Origin of the sequence: Pyrofollis japonicus, assembly GCF_033097485.1 — an archaeon.
GTDB lineage: Archaea > Thermoproteota > Thermoprotei_A > Sulfolobales > Pyrodictiaceae > Pyrofollis > Pyrofollis japonicus.
This window is the reverse complement of record NZ_AP028634.1, coordinates 1,247,519-1,263,081: the sequence shown is the minus strand read 5'-3', so window position 1 is coordinate 1,263,081 and position 15,563 is coordinate 1,247,519. Positions and strand designations below refer to the sequence as shown.

18 protein-coding genes and 1 pseudogene are annotated in these 15,563 nt (G+C 53.9%); 7 read left to right on the top strand and 12 right to left on the bottom strand.

Going from position 1 to position 15,563, the window contains the following annotated elements; genetic code table 11:
- Positions 1–17 precede the first annotated feature (17 nt).
- Positions 18–623, top strand: coding sequence for a 3'-5' exonuclease family protein (locus SBG41_RS06520; protein ID WP_317894751.1), 606 nt, complete (start codon positions 18–20; stop codon positions 621–623).
- 24 nt (positions 624–647) lie between these two features.
- On the opposite strand, the gene SBG41_RS06515 is transcribed toward SBG41_RS06520, so the two are convergent.
- Together SBG41_RS06515 and SBG41_RS06510 are read right to left on the bottom strand one after the other, a co-directional pair.
- Positions 648–1,208: a class I SAM-dependent methyltransferase gene (locus tag SBG41_RS06515; RefSeq protein WP_317894750.1), complete on the bottom strand. Its 561-nt coding sequence runs from the start codon at positions 1,206–1,208 to the stop codon at positions 648–650.
- Between the two features lie 69 nt (positions 1,209–1,277).
- Positions 1,278–1,613, bottom strand: coding sequence for a hypothetical protein (locus SBG41_RS06510; protein WP_317894749.1), 336 nt, complete (start codon positions 1,611–1,613; stop codon positions 1,278–1,280).
- A 251-nt stretch (positions 1,614–1,864) separates the two neighbouring features.
- Here SBG41_RS06510 and folP point away from each other — a divergent pair, with 251 nt between their 5' ends.
- Positions 1,865–2,671, top strand: a complete 807-nt coding sequence (gene folP / locus SBG41_RS06505; RefSeq protein WP_397470792.1) for a dihydropteroate synthase — start codon at positions 1,865–1,867, stop codon at positions 2,669–2,671.
- Positions 2,672–2,788: 117 nt separating this feature from the next.
- Here the strand turns inward: folP and SBG41_RS06500 are convergent, their stop codons facing one another.
- Genes SBG41_RS06500 through SBG41_RS06490 form a run of 3 tightly spaced genes read right to left on the bottom strand, consistent with a single transcriptional unit; the run spans position 2,789 to position 5,115 of the window.
- A complete protein-coding gene (locus tag SBG41_RS06500) occupies positions 2,789–3,568 on the bottom strand; it encodes an ABC transporter permease (RefSeq protein WP_317894747.1) in 780 nt (259 codons plus the stop codon).
- 26 nt (positions 3,569–3,594) lie between these two features.
- On the bottom strand, positions 3,595–4,608 hold the full coding sequence (locus SBG41_RS06495; protein ID WP_317894746.1) for an ATP-binding cassette domain-containing protein: 1,014 nt from the start codon (positions 4,606–4,608) through the stop codon (positions 3,595–3,597).
- 24 nt (positions 4,609–4,632) lie between these two features.
- Positions 4,633–5,115: a PadR family transcriptional regulator gene (locus SBG41_RS06490; RefSeq protein WP_317894745.1), complete on the bottom strand. Its 483-nt coding sequence runs from the start codon at positions 5,113–5,115 to the stop codon at positions 4,633–4,635.
- Positions 5,116–5,298: 183 nt separating this feature from the next.
- Between SBG41_RS06490 and SBG41_RS06485 the strand changes: the two genes are divergently transcribed.
- Positions 5,299–5,604, top strand: coding sequence for a hypothetical protein (locus SBG41_RS06485; protein WP_317894744.1), 306 nt, complete (start codon positions 5,299–5,301; stop codon positions 5,602–5,604).
- A gap of 55 nt (positions 5,605–5,659) precedes the next feature.
- Here SBG41_RS06485 and SBG41_RS06480 read toward each other — a convergent pair whose 3' ends face one another.
- From SBG41_RS06480 to SBG41_RS06470, 3 genes are all read right to left on the bottom strand, one after another.
- Positions 5,660–6,739 carry a 2-hydroxyacid dehydrogenase gene (locus SBG41_RS06480; protein WP_317894743.1) on the bottom strand — a complete coding sequence of 360 codons (1,080 nt, stop codon included), beginning with the start codon at positions 6,737–6,739 and terminating at the stop codon, positions 5,660–5,662.
- A gap of 140 nt (positions 6,740–6,879) precedes the next feature.
- The gene (locus SBG41_RS06475) at positions 6,880–7,911 is read right to left on the bottom strand and encodes a M42 family metallopeptidase (protein ID WP_317894742.1); all 1,032 of its coding nucleotides are present in this window, start codon (positions 7,909–7,911) and stop codon (positions 6,880–6,882) included.
- A 191-nt stretch (positions 7,912–8,102) separates the two neighbouring features.
- Positions 8,103–8,834, bottom strand: a complete 732-nt coding sequence (locus SBG41_RS06470) for an SDR family NAD(P)-dependent oxidoreductase (protein ID WP_317894741.1) — start codon at positions 8,832–8,834, stop codon at positions 8,103–8,105.
- A 358-nt stretch (positions 8,835–9,192) separates the two neighbouring features.
- Here SBG41_RS06470 and SBG41_RS06465 point away from each other — a divergent pair, with 358 nt between their 5' ends.
- A complete protein-coding gene (locus SBG41_RS06465; RefSeq protein ID WP_317894740.1) occupies positions 9,193–10,155 on the top strand; it encodes a hypothetical protein in 963 nt (320 codons plus the stop codon).
- Between the two features lie 32 nt (positions 10,156–10,187).
- Here SBG41_RS06465 and SBG41_RS06460 read toward each other — a convergent pair whose 3' ends face one another.
- Positions 10,188–10,622 carry a hypothetical protein gene (locus SBG41_RS06460; protein WP_317894739.1) on the bottom strand — a complete coding sequence of 145 codons (435 nt, stop codon included), beginning with the start codon at positions 10,620–10,622 and terminating at the stop codon, positions 10,188–10,190.
- 182 nt (positions 10,623–10,804) lie between these two features.
- On the opposite strand from SBG41_RS06460, the gene SBG41_RS06455 reads away from it, so the two are divergent.
- The gene (locus SBG41_RS06455) at positions 10,805–11,245 is read left to right on the top strand and encodes a hypothetical protein (RefSeq protein ID WP_317894738.1); all 441 of its coding nucleotides are present in this window, start codon (positions 10,805–10,807) and stop codon (positions 11,243–11,245) included.
- Here the strand turns inward: SBG41_RS06455 and SBG41_RS06450 are convergent.
- Complete coding sequence (locus tag SBG41_RS06450) at positions 11,242–12,327, bottom strand: AAA family ATPase (RefSeq protein ID WP_397470791.1); 1,086 nt, start codon at positions 12,325–12,327, stop codon at positions 11,242–11,244. The two genes, SBG41_RS06455 and SBG41_RS06450, sit on opposite strands and share 4 nt — an antisense overlap.
- Before the next feature lie 240 nt (positions 12,328–12,567).
- Here SBG41_RS06450 and SBG41_RS06445 point away from each other — a divergent pair, with 240 nt between their 5' ends.
- Positions 12,568–14,148, top strand: a complete 1,581-nt coding sequence (locus tag SBG41_RS06445) for a hypothetical protein (RefSeq protein ID WP_317894736.1) — start codon at positions 12,568–12,570, stop codon at positions 14,146–14,148.
- A 36-nt stretch (positions 14,149–14,184) separates the two neighbouring features.
- Complete coding sequence (locus SBG41_RS06440; protein WP_317894735.1) at positions 14,185–14,559, top strand: hypothetical protein; 375 nt, start codon at positions 14,185–14,187, stop codon at positions 14,557–14,559.
- A 213-nt stretch (positions 14,560–14,772) separates the two neighbouring features.
- On the opposite strand, the gene SBG41_RS06435 is transcribed toward SBG41_RS06440, so the two are convergent.
- Positions 14,773–14,976, bottom strand: coding sequence for a hypothetical protein (locus SBG41_RS06435; protein ID WP_317894734.1), 204 nt, complete (start codon positions 14,974–14,976; stop codon positions 14,773–14,775).
- Positions 14,977–15,097: 121 nt separating this feature from the next.
- Positions 15,098–15,478 (bottom strand): annotated as a pseudogene (locus tag SBG41_RS06430) (PIN domain-containing protein); the annotation flags it as partial.
- Positions 15,479–15,563: the final 85 nt, after the last annotated feature.

The following is a 15,563-nucleotide window of genomic DNA, read 5'->3' as shown; positions in this document are numbered from 1 at the left end:
GAAGGGGCAACAGCTCTATGATGCCTAAGAGGCTTGCAGCCTTTGACGTAGAAGCTACGTGCATACGCGGCCCTAGCTGTAAGATAGTCTCAGCCGCACTCGTGGAGATACGTGGCGACGAACTAGTACTAGATAGCATACGGTGCGCCGTTGAGCCGCCTAGTGTCAGCGTTGGCAGGACAGCCCTCGTGCACGGCATAACTGGTGCGAACGCTACCCGGCTGGGCAGCCTCAGCTCCCTGCTAGCAGAGGCAGCAACCTATACACTCGTAACCTATGGAGACCACGATGCAGCCCTCTTGCTCCAGGAGGCTGAGAGGAGAGGGCTGCCCATAAACAAGGTCTGCTTCATAGACGTCCTCAGCTACTTGCTCTCGAACCCCTCTAGGAGATACCAAGCTATGAGGAGAGGCGGCTATCCCCTCGAGGAAGCAATAAGGGAGATCCTAGGTATATCTCCTCCGGAAACGAGGTTCCACGATCCCATCGTTGACGCTGTATACGTGGGCCTTCTCTACATAAAGTTGCGCAAGAGAGGCGATGAGCCAAAAACAACGTGCATCACAAAGCGGCGCAGCTTGTTTTCAGTAATAACTGGCTTCTTCCGAGGCAAGAAGCACTAAAAGCCTACTCCAAGTCCATGTCCTTTAGTTCTTGCAGGTAGATAACAAGTAGCTGCCGAGGCGGGAAACCCTAAGCCTCACGACTCTGAAGTTGCCGCTCTCTATGGTTGCAAGTACTTCTCTGAGCTCCAGGAAGGAGGCGGGATAGCCAAGTATCTTTTCGAAAACTGTTAGTAGCTTTCCGAGCAGCGATGACGCGTCAAAGTCGCCTATAAGTATGCACTCTGAGACCCGCATAGCCTCCTTTAGTGCTAAATACGGCTCTGCCACGTGGTGGAGCGAATCGTGGAAAACGGTAACCGAGCCGCTAACCCTCCTTAGAGGCAGGCTTTCAGCAACCCCTACAACAATGTGGGAGAAGGCGTCTCTAAGCGCCCTCTTAGCTAGGCACGCATCAGGCTCCACGAGCACATATTCTCCGAGAAAGCCCTTTCTGCGGAGAGCTTTCCCTAGGAGCCCAGAGCCCCCTCCCACGTCTACAGCTAGTCTTGGCTCGAGCTTCACTGCCTCCCCGGTTACAGTATCGTATAAGCTGAGCGGAACGACCCGATACAGCAATTGTAGAAGGGGGTCACAGCGCGCCATACCTCTATGCGTGCCTCCTACTAGAGAATTATGAGCATAGAGGAAAATGAGCTAACGGAGCCACTGGAGCTAGGGCTTCATGAGTCTGAGGACAGCGATTATCCCGACGATCAGGTCTATCGCTAGCAGTGGTATGTGTTGTACTGCCAGTTCTCCTATCTCGCCTCGTGATCCAACTATGCTGCGGGAAACTCTGCCAGCGCTGAAGAGCGCAACTATTGCAACGAGCGCGTAGCCCCATGACGCACCTCTCCAGATGCCTGCGATGCTCGCTACATACAGTATTGCTAGGACGAGGTTCTCTGCTACTAGGAACTTCTCGAGCTCTGTCACGAAGTTTATTCCGATATGGCCAGCTACTAGGAGTGCGAGCAACCCGACCAGTACATAGTCTAGTGCCTGCAACGCGAAACATCACCCCGTAATCGTTTCGGCTTCGCAGCCTATACTGCCACTCCCTACCCCCAGGGATACTTATAGCCACTCCCTCCAAGACACTAGGCAAATCCATAACGCTGGGAAGGCTACATTATTAGAGCATTTGAAGCAGTACTGGATACCCCTATGAGGCCCGGGGAGGAGATCCAGGGTTGGCTAGCCGCATTAGGGCTGATATAGCCGGCGTAGTCGTAGGTGATGAGCAACCGGCCAGGATAATGGGCGTAATAAACGTCAGCCCCGAGTCGTTCTACAAGGGCTCGGTTGCACAGAGAAGGGAGGAGATCATAGCCCGTGCAGAGGCGATGGCCAAGCAAGGCGCGGACTTCATAGACATTGGCGGGAAGTCCACAGCGCCTTATCTCGAAACAGAGGTACCAGTAGAGGAGGAGGCTAGACGGGTCGTTGAGGCGATTAGAGCGATAAAGGAGAATACTAGCATAAGGATCCCAGTCTCCGTTGACACGACTAGGGCCTTTGTGGCTGAGAAGGCTATTGAGGCTGGTGCAGACATTGTTAACGATGTCTACGGGTTTAAGGGCGACGAGAAAATGGCCTCAGTGGTTGCGGAGTACGGTGTGCCAGTGATAATAGGTGCCCACATGGACCCGGTACCCGAGAACAGCTCGCCAATAGCAGTGGTCTTGGAGGCGCTGCGCGAGAGCATAGAGATTGCCCGCAGACACGGCGTAGACGAGGAAAAGATAGTAGTTGACCCGGCAATAGGGTTCTTCCGGCCGAGAAACCCGCCATGGTATGTCTGGGACTCAACAATACTCGCAAACCTGCATGTGCTTAGAACCTTTGGTAAACCAATACTCGTAGGAGTCTCAAGGAAGTCCTTCATAGGAGCAATAACGGGGCGCAAGAGCCCGGAGGAAAGACTATGGGGAAGCCTAGCAGCCACAGCCATAGCAGTATACAATGGAGCCCACATAGTGAGAACCCATGACCCACTAGAGACAATCGATGCTATAAGGGTAGCAGAGTTCATTGCAAGACATAGAATAACGCCCTTTCACTAAGCAGTAAGAACAGGATCAAGGACATCGGGGCACTGCCCTCTATTCAACGACCAATATTTTCTCCGGCAAAGAGCCTCTGATCGTATCAAAAACTAGGTACTTGGGACGGGTTAACGGCTACTCTATTGTCATTTTATTGAAGAGCATCGCCGCAAACCCGACGAGGGCGGTGTCGAGCAGGACTAGGGCAGCTAGGTCCGTTATCGGGCTTAGCCATGAGACCCCTGTCATCCAGTACCTCATGGCATCAACTCCGTACGTTAGTGGGTCGAGGTATGCAAGCACCTTCATCCATGTCGGCATGAGGCTTACCGGGTAAAATGCGCCGCTTAGGAAGAGTAGGGGAAGTATAAGGAAGCTCATTATTAGCTGGAAGCCCTCGTGGCTCCTCATGCGCGAGGCTATTGCTACGCCTAGAGCAGAGAATCCTATTGCGACGAAGTATCCATAGATCAGCGCGACTAGGGTTCCAATAACGCTTATGTGTTCCATGAAGGGTATGCTGACTAGTGCTATTAGGGCGGCTTGCACCATTGCTGTTAAAGAGTCTCCCAGTATTCTTCCAAGTATTGCGGCTGAGCGCGGGGTAGGTGCAACCAGTATTTCTTTGAGGAACCCGAACTGCTTGTCGAATATGACCGAGATGCCGCTGAGGAAGCTGCCCGTGAACACCGACATCGCTATGACGCCTGGCACGAGGAATGATAGATAGTCCAGCCCCCCGAGCAATACCTTCATGAATGGGTTGTTGAAGGCCTTCGCCCACCCCAGTCCGAAGAACACTATCCAGATCAACGGGTTCACAATGCTGCCTATGATGCGGGACGGTGAGCGAACAAAGTGCTTAACCTGTCTGTAGGCCATCACGTAGACAGCGTCAAGGAAGCCCCTCAACACTCTTCAACCCTCCTCATCCACTATTCCTATCCTCGGCGCATCATGATGCTACGAGCATAGAGCCGGATCCTCTCAGCAGAGTCTATCTCCTCCTCTCTAATCTCGCGGCCCGTAAGATAAATGAAGACATCGTTGAGCGTCGGTCTATGGTAGCTGGCCTCCAGCACCTCTATGCCTCTCCGGGAAGCCTCTACAAGTATTCTTGGCAGCATCTTTGGGGCATCTCTAGCCTTAAGTGCAACGCGGTCGCCGCCGAGCTTCTTGCACTCCTCCACGCCGTCTATTGACGCGAAGAAGCTGCATGCATCGTCTATAGGGCCAGCTATCTTCAGGTATATGATGTCGCTGCCTACCAGTGACTTGAGCTGCTCCGGCGTCCCCTCTGCGATTATCTTGCCGTGGTCAATTATCGCTATCCTGTCGCAGAGCTGCTCCGCCTCCTCCATGTAGTGCGTCGTCATGAATACTGTGACGTTCTTCTCGTTGCGTAGGCGGCGAATATAGTCCCATATATGCGTCCGCGTCTGTGGGTCAAGGCCGAGCGTCGGCTCGTCTAGGAACAATACAATAGGCTCATGTAGAAGGGCTCGTGCTATCTCGAGCCTCCTCCTCATGCCCCCGGAGAAGGTCTTCACCAAACGGTTCCGGTGCTCATAGAGTTCCACGAAGCGTAGCAACTCCTCGATGCGCTCCTCGAGCAATCTCCCCCTGAGACCATATACTCTTCCATGTATGTACATGTTCTCGTAAGCAGTGAGGCTATCATCGAGACTAGGGTCCTGGAAGACAATGCCTATGGACTTTCTAACCTTGTCGGGCTCTCTCATAACATCGTAGCCGGCGACTATGGCCTTGCCGCTCGTGGGGCGCAGAAGCGTGGCGAGGACATGTATAGTAGTGGTCTTACCGGCCCCATTTGGGCCCAGGAAGCCGAATATCTCGCCTCTCCTCACTCTGAAGCTTATGCCGCGAACAGCGGGGAAGTCTCCATACTTCTTGACAAGGTTCTCAACAATTATAACGTAGTCATTACTACTCAATTCTACTTCTCGCCCCACATGAGCCTAGTCGCCCAGTAGCTGCTCGCGTAGCCTCCTAACCTCTACGACCATGGATCTTATCATCCTGGCTATAGTCTTTTTCTCTTTGTCTTCAAGCTCTGGTAGTAGCCGTACAAGCTCCCATAGCTCGCGCAACAAGTCGTCAAGGCCCAGGTCCCTAGCCTCGTGGAGCGCCATCATCGAGGCAATGAAGCTCTCAACATCACGCCTAGCCTTCTCGAGCAGCTCGGCACCCTTACTGGTAAGCGAGTACGTCTTAACGAGGCGGCCACCTATGCCACTAACCCTTGCCTCGACAAGCCCCTCGCGCAAGAGATCCCGGAGCAGCGGATAAACCGTGCCAGGGCTAGGCCTCTTGCCAAGAAGCTCTTCAAGCTCTTTCATCAACTGGTAGCCGTGCCGTGGCCCCCTCTCAAGCAAATAGAGCATAAGCATCCTCATCTCTACCGGGCGGCGCCTCCTCCGCCTAGGCTCTCGCTGCGACAAGGTCTCCACGACCCCGATATATCGGGCCGATACATCTATTCCCCTATTTTATTCCCAACGGTTCCTGCCCCGGCCTCCTCCCCGTCAAGGCTCCTCTGTATATCACGTACTTGTACGGACAAAATAAGATAAATGCACAATTATCACTATATTAACAACTCGGGCTAGAGAGGGGTTGCGTACATGGTGCAAGAACACGTAGTCGCAAGAATAGAGAAGGCAGAAAAGAAGCCAAGCGGCCTCTATGAGGCCCAGCTCCTCATCACATACCGTGGCAAAGAGTACAGGATAAGACTCGGAAACCTTGTTCGAGAACCCGGCTATGCCGAAGCCAAGCTCGTCGGCGATTACCTCCTCGTTGAGTTGAGAGGTAGAGATCGCCTACCACTAGCAACGTGCTGCATACACCGAGGCCACCTAGACAAAGGCTGCATGGAGTGCCCCTCGCTGCTCCTGCCACCCAAAACGGGACAGAAAGATGATGAATAACTCTAGTGCTAAAACATTACACAATAGTCTTTGCGAAGACTGTAAAAGAATTTTCCTAGTCTGGTGGTCGCTGCAGGTGTTTCGAATCTCTTTGAAGCATGTTGCGGGCTAGCCTTATCGCCTCATCTAGTGTCGGCGGTGAGTCTGTGCACTGTTTGCAGTTCTTTGTCGCAGGGTTCCATACGCAGCCTTTTTCGAGGTAGCGGCGGGCCTGCATGGCTGCAAGGATAGCGGTGGCTATCATTGATTCCTCCGAGTAGCCGGCTATGTGTGGCGTGAATACAGCTCTATCGCCGCCCTGGTACTGATTTACCAAGGGGTGCTCGGGCGGTACGGGCTCTTCCTCGTAGACATCGAGTGCTACCCTGATATCGCTTCTCCGCTCCAAGAGCTTCTCAAGCGCACCCTCTTCAACAACGCAGCCGCGCCCCACGTTGACGAAGATTGCGTTCCTAGGCAGCTTCTCGAGAAGGTCTAGCGTGACGAGGCCCCGGGTCTCATCGGTGCATGGCAGGGCTGCTACGAGTATCTCGGAGCGCTCGAATAGTTCTTCTAGGCTCAGCCTCCTCGCGCCAAGAACTACTTCTAGCTCAGGCTTACGCCGCCTAGACCAATAATATATCTCCCTTACGCCGAGCGCGGCTCGGAACTTCTGAGCCACGAGGGAGGCGATACGCCCCATGCCCAGGAGGCCGAGCCTCCTACCATAGAGTAAGCGGGGCCGCCACCACCTAGGCCAGCCCTGCCTAGCCCACTCACCGCTAACCACGTAGCTGTGCCCAGCCACGAGGAGCTTCGCCGCGGCAATCGCCAGGCCCAGCGCGTGCTCAGCAACAGCCTCAGCAATGACCTCCGGCTGATTCGTCACACATACCCCCTTCTCCTCCGCGGCCCCCACATCGATGCCGTCAAGGCCACTCGTCCGCGTAATCACTAGTTCGAGCCCTTTAGCCTCCCCGAGCAGCTCCCGGTTAACTGGCAGCCCTACGCGGATAAGTACTCGGGCTCCCACTCTTCGCAAGAACTCTCGTAAAGCATCCTCCTCGCCATAATGAAACATCTGGTAGCGAAGACCCTCTAGAACGTGGAGCGCGGCCGACGGGAGACGAGGATAAGCCACAACGTCGTAAACCATGTAAATCAGCCTCCAAGGAACTGTATGAGAAGCTCTTCAAAATAGTTAACGCTGTTAAAGAATATAAAACGTCCTTGCTAGTATATAAAACCCTATATAAGATCACATAACTCTTTATACAAAGTAATGAGCTACTCTAGCTACTCTACGAGACCCTTCTCAAGCAGCTTGGCTAGGAGCTTTACTGTGTCCTCTATATCGCTCCGCGCTATTGTCTCGACTGTTGTGTGTCCATACTTGACCGGCATCACTATTGCTACCGAGCGTACTCCTGCCCTCATGAATGCTGCTGCGTCCGTGCCTCCCCCTGCGCTCGCTAACTGGTACGGGATTCCCTCCTCCTCGGCAACCTCCTTAGCCCTCCTGACGAGCCCCCAGTCCGCTACATAGGCGTTGTCGAGCGCCCTTATGACTGGCCCGTTGCCGGGCCTCGCTGGCCCCGTTATCTCTGGGCGGCAGCAAGCCATCGTATCTACTGCTATGAAGTATTTTGGCTTTAGGCGCGCAGCTATCGCGAGGGCTCCCCGAAGCCCTAGCTCCTCCTGAACAGTCCATGCCAGTACCACGTGGTGCCTGGGCCTCACGGAGCCCCTTGCTACGAGCCTTGCTAGCTCTACGAGCACGTAGACTCCTGCTCGGTCATCGAAGCCCCGGCTCGCAAAGAACCTGCCCCCGGCTAGCCGGGTCCAGTGCTTCTTAGGCACAACGGGGTCGAGCACGCGGATACCGAGCTCCTCCACCTCCTCCCTGCTCGAAGCACCAACGTCTATCCTCAACTGGTGCCAAGGCACAACCTTGGGCTCCTTCTCTAGCTGGAGATGGGGAGGCTCGAGCCCGATAACGCCCTCCACGGGCCCCTTGGAGCCAAGCACCACTACGTGCTGGCTCGGGAGGACACGGTCATCTATCCCGCCGAGCTTGCGGAAAGCCAGCAAACCGTCATCGAAGATACTGGTTATCACCAGGCCTAGCTCGTCCATGTGCGCAGCGATAAGAACGGTGTCTCCCTCGCCGCCTAGGTCGAGAAACAGGTTACCCACGTCGTCAACCCACGCCTCTCCGAGCCCGTCGATCTCGGACCCTATGAGCCTGCGAATAGGCTCCTCGTAGCCAGACACGCCGGGCTCCATGACGAGCCTGCGGAGAAGATCCTCGTTCAGACTAAACTCCAAAGCCGAGACCACACCTCTCCAAGAACACAATGGCTACGTGAAACCAGGGTTCGAGCACTACTTGTCTAGGAGGGCGGTACTCTACAGCCTATATTTAAGCATTGTTTATTGCAACGTGCCCAAAGCTCGCGCAGTTCATAGCATTATTGCGGTCTATGAGCAGAGAAGATACGGTATTCGTAATGTGTCAGCTATAGTAGGCCTCCGCTTATTGTCAGCACGTCGCCGGTAACATAGGGGTTCTCTACCGCGTCCATTACTAGGCGGGCCACCTCCTCCGGTCTAGCCAGCCTCTTGAGGGGAATCTCCTCCTCTACCCAGTCGAGGTCTCCCCACTCCCTAGCCATATCAGTGTCTACGCCGCCAGGAGCCACAGCTATGACCCTCACACCCTTCTCTGCCAGCTCCTTGGCAGCGGCAATGCTCCACGCTATTAGCGCGGCCTTTGAGGCCGAGTAGTGGCTTGCCCACGGCTCTGGGCGTAGCCCGAGAACAGAGGCGATGTTGACAATGACTCCCCGGGTCTTGGTGAGGTGCGGCAGGGCAGCCTTTGCAACGTTGAGTGCACCGAAGAAGTTGACAGCCATCTCCCTCTCCCAGTCCCCCGGAGCCATCTCCTCGAAGAGCTTCGGGCGCAGAATACCCGCGTTGTTGACAACCACGTCGAGCCGGCCCCATCTCTCTACGGCTGCCTTCACGAGTCTCTCTGCGTCCTCCCACCTAGAGACATCACCGCCTACGACAACCGCGTCGGCCCCAATCCTCCGAGCCTCCTCGGCAACCTTCTCAGCAGCATCTCTTCTCGAAACATAGTTCACGACCACGCCTCGAGCTCCACGCCTAGCAGCCTCAAGCACCACGGCGCGGCCAATGCCGCGACTAGACCCAGTAACGAGAACAACCCTGCCAGTAAGCCAGCCCATGGCAGAAACCCTCGGGTCAGGTCAAGTATGGAAGCCCGTACCACCCGTACCAGAGGCAGCAGTCTCAACGTGTTTTTGATAAAGGTAGTGGCGGTCAGCAAGGGGTTCTTCGCTCATCCCCTAGCCCCGGGGATCGGCCCGGGGAGTCCTCAAAGGCCAATCCCCATCATCCCCCCTTGTGGCCAAAGGGATTTCCATTGCCGGGTCCGAGAACCCTGTTAGCAGCAATTCGGCGTGTTCGGGGCTCCTGCCTATGTGTCGGGATTCTTATAGGTGGCCGCATTATGTGTTGCCCTGGTCCGTGGAAAGGCGGCCTTCCCTGCTTAGACCGTTTGCTCCCGGAGGGCGTTCAGCGGTCTTGGCGAAGTGCAGGAGATGTGTAATCGGTTGCGACTCGGAGCCGGCCTGCGGCGTAATAGACCCCGTGGCGGGGGACAAGTACCCGTGGCACGCGCTCTACATGAGTATTCTGCCCGTTGAGCAGGTTCCTCTCTACCACGTGTGCCCAGGAGGTGTTGCAGCCCGCCTTGTCGCCCCGGTTCCTCCTTGGAGGTGTAGCTACTGTAGCTGGGCTCCCTACTCCGACCCTGGCTCTCTCGTGCTCCGAAGGTTCGGCGAAGGCGAGGCTAAGAGGCTCCTCCTACTACAGCCCGACGTCTTTCTCCTTGACGGCGGAGAGCCCTTAGCACTAGACTGGGCTCTCGAACTCCCTTCTATGCTGCGCCGAGTCCTCGGCGACAAGGCCCCGGAGTACTATGGTGCTCGAACGGCTGGCCTCGTATCCCTTGAGAGGCTTAGGGCGGCTAAGGAGAAGGGCTACAGCTTCATAGTGTTCGAGCACCTCGCAGCAGTGGAGACTCCTCCCCGCCTAGACCACGTATACGAGGCGCTAAGGGAGGCCTACCGCCTCTTCCCCGTAGTGGAGATACACGTGGCCTACGACGGCTCCAAGAAGGCAGACATGATGGTTTCTGAGCTAGTCGACCGCTACCCCGAGGCAGCAGTCCACGTTGTACCGGTTAAGGGTGGCGAGGAGGTAGCGGACAAGGGGTACTCGCTGGTCGAGAAGCTCCGCGACAAGGGCAAGCACTACGTGTACCTGTACGGCGACGAGAGCTACACCTTAACCGACACCCTTTGTAGGAGCTGCGGCAAGCCCCTCGTGTCGCGAAAACCCTGGGGCATAAGGATACAAGCCGAGAGGGGCTCCGAGGGTATGGCACGTTGCATGAATTGTGGCGCAGAACACCCATGGATAAGACTATGTAGGGAAAAACCCAGGAGGCATAGGGCGCTTCATCGAGAGACAGTGGTCTGGTGAACAGCCTCCTCTACTATTATTATCTGTATTCATTACTTTCTTGTGAACCCGACTATGAGTCCAAGTATAAACCCTACTGCAACGGGGCCGACGGTCAAAATGCCGAGCGCCGCTAGGAAGTCCTTGACTATCGGTAGAACCTTCTTCGCCTCAGCCCCTATCTTTGTCAATATGTCCTCGGCGCTTCCGCCGAGGCTCCAGACGGAGAGGAGGGAGCCCAGTATTATCACGCCTATCCAGGCTAAGAGGTACCTAGCTATCTTCACGCTGTAGTAGCCGAGTGCGAATCCAAGCAAGAACTGTATAAGGGTCGCTATTGCCACCTTGGGGTTACTCATGGCTTTTGCAACTATATCTGTAACAGTCGTGTTCGTTGTCGTATTGGTTGCCTCAGCGTGTCCGGCTACTGCGAGCCCGATGACAGTGATCATAGCGGCTGCCATTACAAGTCCTAGAGCGTATCTCATCCTCCACCTGCACCCCTACCTTCCTGTAGAGGTTGTTAGGCGTTATTAGTCCTAGCGCCTAGGCGCTCCCCGAGAGAAGTCGCACAGGCAGCGTAATTAAGGGGCCAACGGTAATATCTCCCGTCAGCCGGGCCCATGCACTAACGCTATACGTGCTAGCTAAAGAAGGGGGCCGAGGAGCAGTGGCTCCGCAGACTAGGCTCTTCAGAAGCATAAGCAGCATTACGGCAAGTGTTCGTAGAGCCCCTGTAATGGAGAGCCTTATTCGGTGCTCGTTTACAGGATTCGTGGCGGGGATACTTGCCCGTATATTCTTCATAGCATCCGGCGCAGCGACAGGCCAGGGAGGAGGCTGTGTCCTCTGCGGATTCATTACACATGTGGTGCCAGGCATCCTTGCCGGGTATGGCTTGCTCCAGGAGGCTTGGAGGAGGCTAGCCCTGGGATTCGCAACGTTCTTCTCCACGTACCAGGTGGGGGAATGGGTTCTAGGGGATTCGCCGTTCACGGAGCTAGAGAGCTTCGCGAAAGGGCTGGTTGTGGGTACGGGCTTGGCCCTATTAGCGGCAACGTATAGGACCATGTTGAGAAGAAAGAGTTCAGCGAGGAGAGAGGAGGGCTAGACGCTCCCGAATTTCTCGAACCACTTCTGGTACCGCTCTATCATCTCTCGGGTTATGCTCGGTCTCCGAGACCTTATCGCGGCCAAGAAGTCCTCCATAGTGACGGGCCGGGGGTCTCCTTCTCCTCCGCGTTCCTCGAACAGCTCTCTTATCGTGCGGAGATGAGCCTCCATAACTATGTCCTTTATGTCGCTCGCGCTGTAGCCCTCTGTTAGCTCGGCGAGCTTCTCGAGGTCGACGTCTGGTGCGAGGCGTAGCCCCTTCGTGTAGAGCTTAAGTATCTCTAGCCTAGCCTCCTTGTCGGGCGGTGGTATGAATATCCTCTTCTGGAACCTCCTTATGAAGGGCTCGTCGAGCTTCCACGGCTTATTGGTTGCGGCGATGACGTATACGTGGAGCTTGTTGCTCTTATCCTGTAGCCCGTCCATTTCCTTGAGGAACTGGTTGCGGACGCGTACCTCGCCGCCAACCTCGTTCTCGTAGACGCCTAGGAGCGCGTCAACCTCGTCAATGAATATTATCGCCGGCTTCCCGTTCTTTGCCGCCGCGCGGGCCTTGTCGAAGAGCATCTTTACGCGCTTTTCTGCCTCGCCAAGCCACTTACTCATAATCGTGGCGGCGTCTATGTTGAAGAAGACCCCGTCAACCTCGTTAGCCACAGCTGCGGCGAGCATCGTCTTACCGCAGCCCGGTGGCCCGAACAAGAGTATCCCGCGAGGCCAACCCAGGGGGAACAGGTCGGGGCGCCTAACCGGGTAGATAATTGCCTCCTTTATCGCCTGCTTAGCGTGCTCCAAGTCAGCTATATCGCTGAACCTTACCTTGGGCTTCTCGGTCACAATCCAGTCCTCGAGCTGCTCGGCCTCAGCAGGAGTAGCGGGAACCCCTATCTTCTCGAGCTGCTCAACCCTGCGCTTATACTGTTCAACAATGTTGCGATAGACGTGGGCAAGCGGGTTATCGGGGCGAAGCTGGAGCAAACGAGTAAGGATCTCGATAGCCTTCTTATAGTTCTGGACCGCCTCCTGGATCCTGCCCTCACGATCAGCCTTAACAGCTGCTAACGCATAGCTCCTAGCCATCGCCTCAAGCTTGTGGATTCCAGCAGACAATCCATAGCTCCCTTAGAGACAGATTACACTCACCCCATACCCGCGTTTTTAAGGCAAAGGGCCACATAACCCACGGGATAAGAACAAGCCCCTTTCTCGTAGACTCGTAGAAAGGATGCCGCGAAGCTATTCAGCATAAATACCTCTGTGTACCTGGCATCTACAGTCCTCTTTATAAGGAACAAGAAGCAAAGAAACAAGAGGGGCAATTTGTCGAAACTCATGTTCCCATTGGCTCTATCCCTGCTCTTATTGATCCTCCCGATTATCTCGCATATAGGCATAGCTGTTAACACTGATGAAAGTGGTTCCTACGAAGCCCTGCTAATAGTCCATAGTGACGGGAGCGTTGAGGTCATGTTGAACCTGAGCAGAATGGAGGCCTTAGCATCCCTTGGCGAGGAGACGTGGTCTCATAGCGTGTTGCAAGTCGTTACTGGAGCAGAGACCGTGCTTGTGAATGAAGGCAACCTAACGATTATCGAGAAGAAGGGCATAGCTTCAAACGTGTCAATGAGGGAAACCTCCTCGTTCATAAAGCTGTATCTTGTTGCCTCAACGAGGCCAGTCAACGATACGGCTAGGAAGCTCAGTATGTCGGGTTGGCTGAGCGTCTATATGCCGCCCCTGGAGGATACGCCTTACGTGGAGATAGGTAATGCGACTTTTAACGTGCAGGGATACATGCTGCTAGACAAGGAGATCGTAATACTCAAGGGAAACGTGGATATCGAGTATGCGTCACCCATGGTGCTGGACGAAATAATTAAGATAAACGGTACAAACAATTCTATAGGCTCAGACGCCTGGGTAAAGACACGGACAGAGATCAACGGCTCATCCGCGAAGATAGTGTTTAATGCCTCAGTAAAGCTATTGTCCCAGCAGAGCAGCGGTCCACAAGACTTCATTCAGGACTTCTTCTCGGCGCTCCTAGCCAAGAACGAGACGCGGCTAGAAATCCGCCACAACGCTGTTGCGAAAGCTATGTGGGATAACGTCTCCAATACCACGACAATAAACGTGAACTATCGTATGGAGATACGGAGCAACGGCGGGGTAGAGTCAACACTATACGCGTATAGTAGCATAGGAGAGGGCTTCATCTTTGGCAGAAGCCTAATACCCCTCTTTATAAAGGACTTTCACGTATCCAATGGAAGAATCTACATAGAGACCAGCGCTTCCATGAAGAATGGTATATTTGAGACATCGATGCACGTCAAGCTTCCTCCAGTAACGTATAGAGGAGACCCTGCTCGCACGCTTCAGATGCTTAAAGCATTCTACGACACAGTTAAGGATAACCCCTTCTTCGGGGGATATACTGCGCTTAAAGTCTCAAAAGTGCTAATTGTAGGCAAGGGTGTAAGGTTCCTCGTAAACAATACATTGACAGATAGGATAGTGTTGACGGAGACCAATATTAGTAGGATAAGCTTCTCAAGGCTCTCCAACGGTGTAATAAAGGTGGAAGTATTGCCTTCCATACCAATACACACAGTAACGACAACAATAACAGTGCAAGCACCAACTTCGATAACCGTTACAACGATCAGAGAAACAACCACAGCGACGAACACGACCGGCCATACAACCGCCTCAGCGGCGAAGAATGCTAGTACCATGCCAGCCCAGCACGGAGGCGCCGACGCAGGAGTAGTAGCTGAGAGCCAGCAAGCAAGCACAACGAGAACAACAAGCGACAACAAGGCAGCCATGCTAGCCACTACGGCAGCCATAGTAGTTGCAGTAGCAGCTACAGCGGTAATCATGCTCAGGAGGCGCTAGCCCGGGTACAGCTAAGGAGGGGGGTCTCGAGCAGCCATGAGGCATGGAAGAGGCCTAGCTAGAGCCGCCTTGGCGATCGTCGCGCTACTCGCGCTCTGGGACTTCTTCGCAGTATTCTTCGTCCTAATGAACCCGGAAGGATACTGGGACCACAGGAAAATCGAGGGCAGCGAAGCAGTAGAGAAGCTGCTACCAGTATACGGCTCCGCACTCCTAGTCGAGCTCGCCGCCCTAGCCGCGATACATAGGCGCAGCCTCTTACCGAGCATAGGCCTCCTATTAGCCTCGGCAATCACCCATCTCTACACGGGCCTACACACATGTGCCAACTGCTACCTATCCCCAGGAGAGGCAGCCATGGCCATCCTAGCAATCGTTGCCCTAATCCTTCTAATGCTAAGGAGGTGTTAGTCTCCGAGACTGTAGACTCGTGCTAGCGAATCACAACATTTTGTTGACAACATTTGTAGAAAATTGTATAATAGTATAGAGGACATGATTAATTACTTGAAGTTATAGGAGCTACTGTAGAGTCTTTTAGGGCAACTGGTTGGAGTGCAGGGATATACTGAGCCGGCAGGAATCTTAATATACGATTTTTAGTCAAGGTATTCTCCTAGATCGTTATCCATTGTCAAGACCTCTTCTATTCAATCTCTCTTCATAATTGCCTGTTATTAGTGCATAGCTCAGTAGCAGCCTGTACTCTAGTATTATTCTCTTGCTCTCCTTGAAGTCGTTGTGAGTTGGTGGAGTCACGTTGAGTTTCTCCGCTGTCTTGTTGAGCCTAGTGAGCTTAGCTCTAATAATGTCTCTAACCTTGTACACACTTGTGTCTCTTCAACCTTAATGATAGAGAGAGTATGAGCTTTTTACATAACCTCTTTTAGAATATGCACTGGGATGTAGGGCTTTGCGAGTATCTTTATTTTCCTAAATGTGTTAGAGTCTAACCGGTTTCTAGGCTTGCTATGAGTTTTGCGTAGTCTCTGTTGTCGAGCAGATAGCAAGCTTCAACTCCAATTTTCCGAGCATTATCCCTCATAACCTTATCACTGGCTATTAGGATCGCTTTAGCATGCTTAGCTGTTGCAGTAAAATATGCGTCAACCGCTCTACACCCCGTGACTAGTGCTATTTCTGCGGCTTTATCGTGTATCTCTTCCTCTCCCACCACGTTTACATGGCCTAGTGTAGCGCTAACTATCTCAAGAACCTGCTCCGGAGGAATTCTTCGTACAAGAACGGCTCGAAGCTCTTTTTCGAAGAGAAAAGGCTCATAAACTATTACATCTCTGAGAGACAGCTTGTCGAGAACCCTTCTAGCCTTCCCGCGGCTCTCCGGTTTCTCGGATAAAGTAGATAGTAGTTGGCAAACACACTAGTGTCGATTACCACTACGTCTATGACGCGAT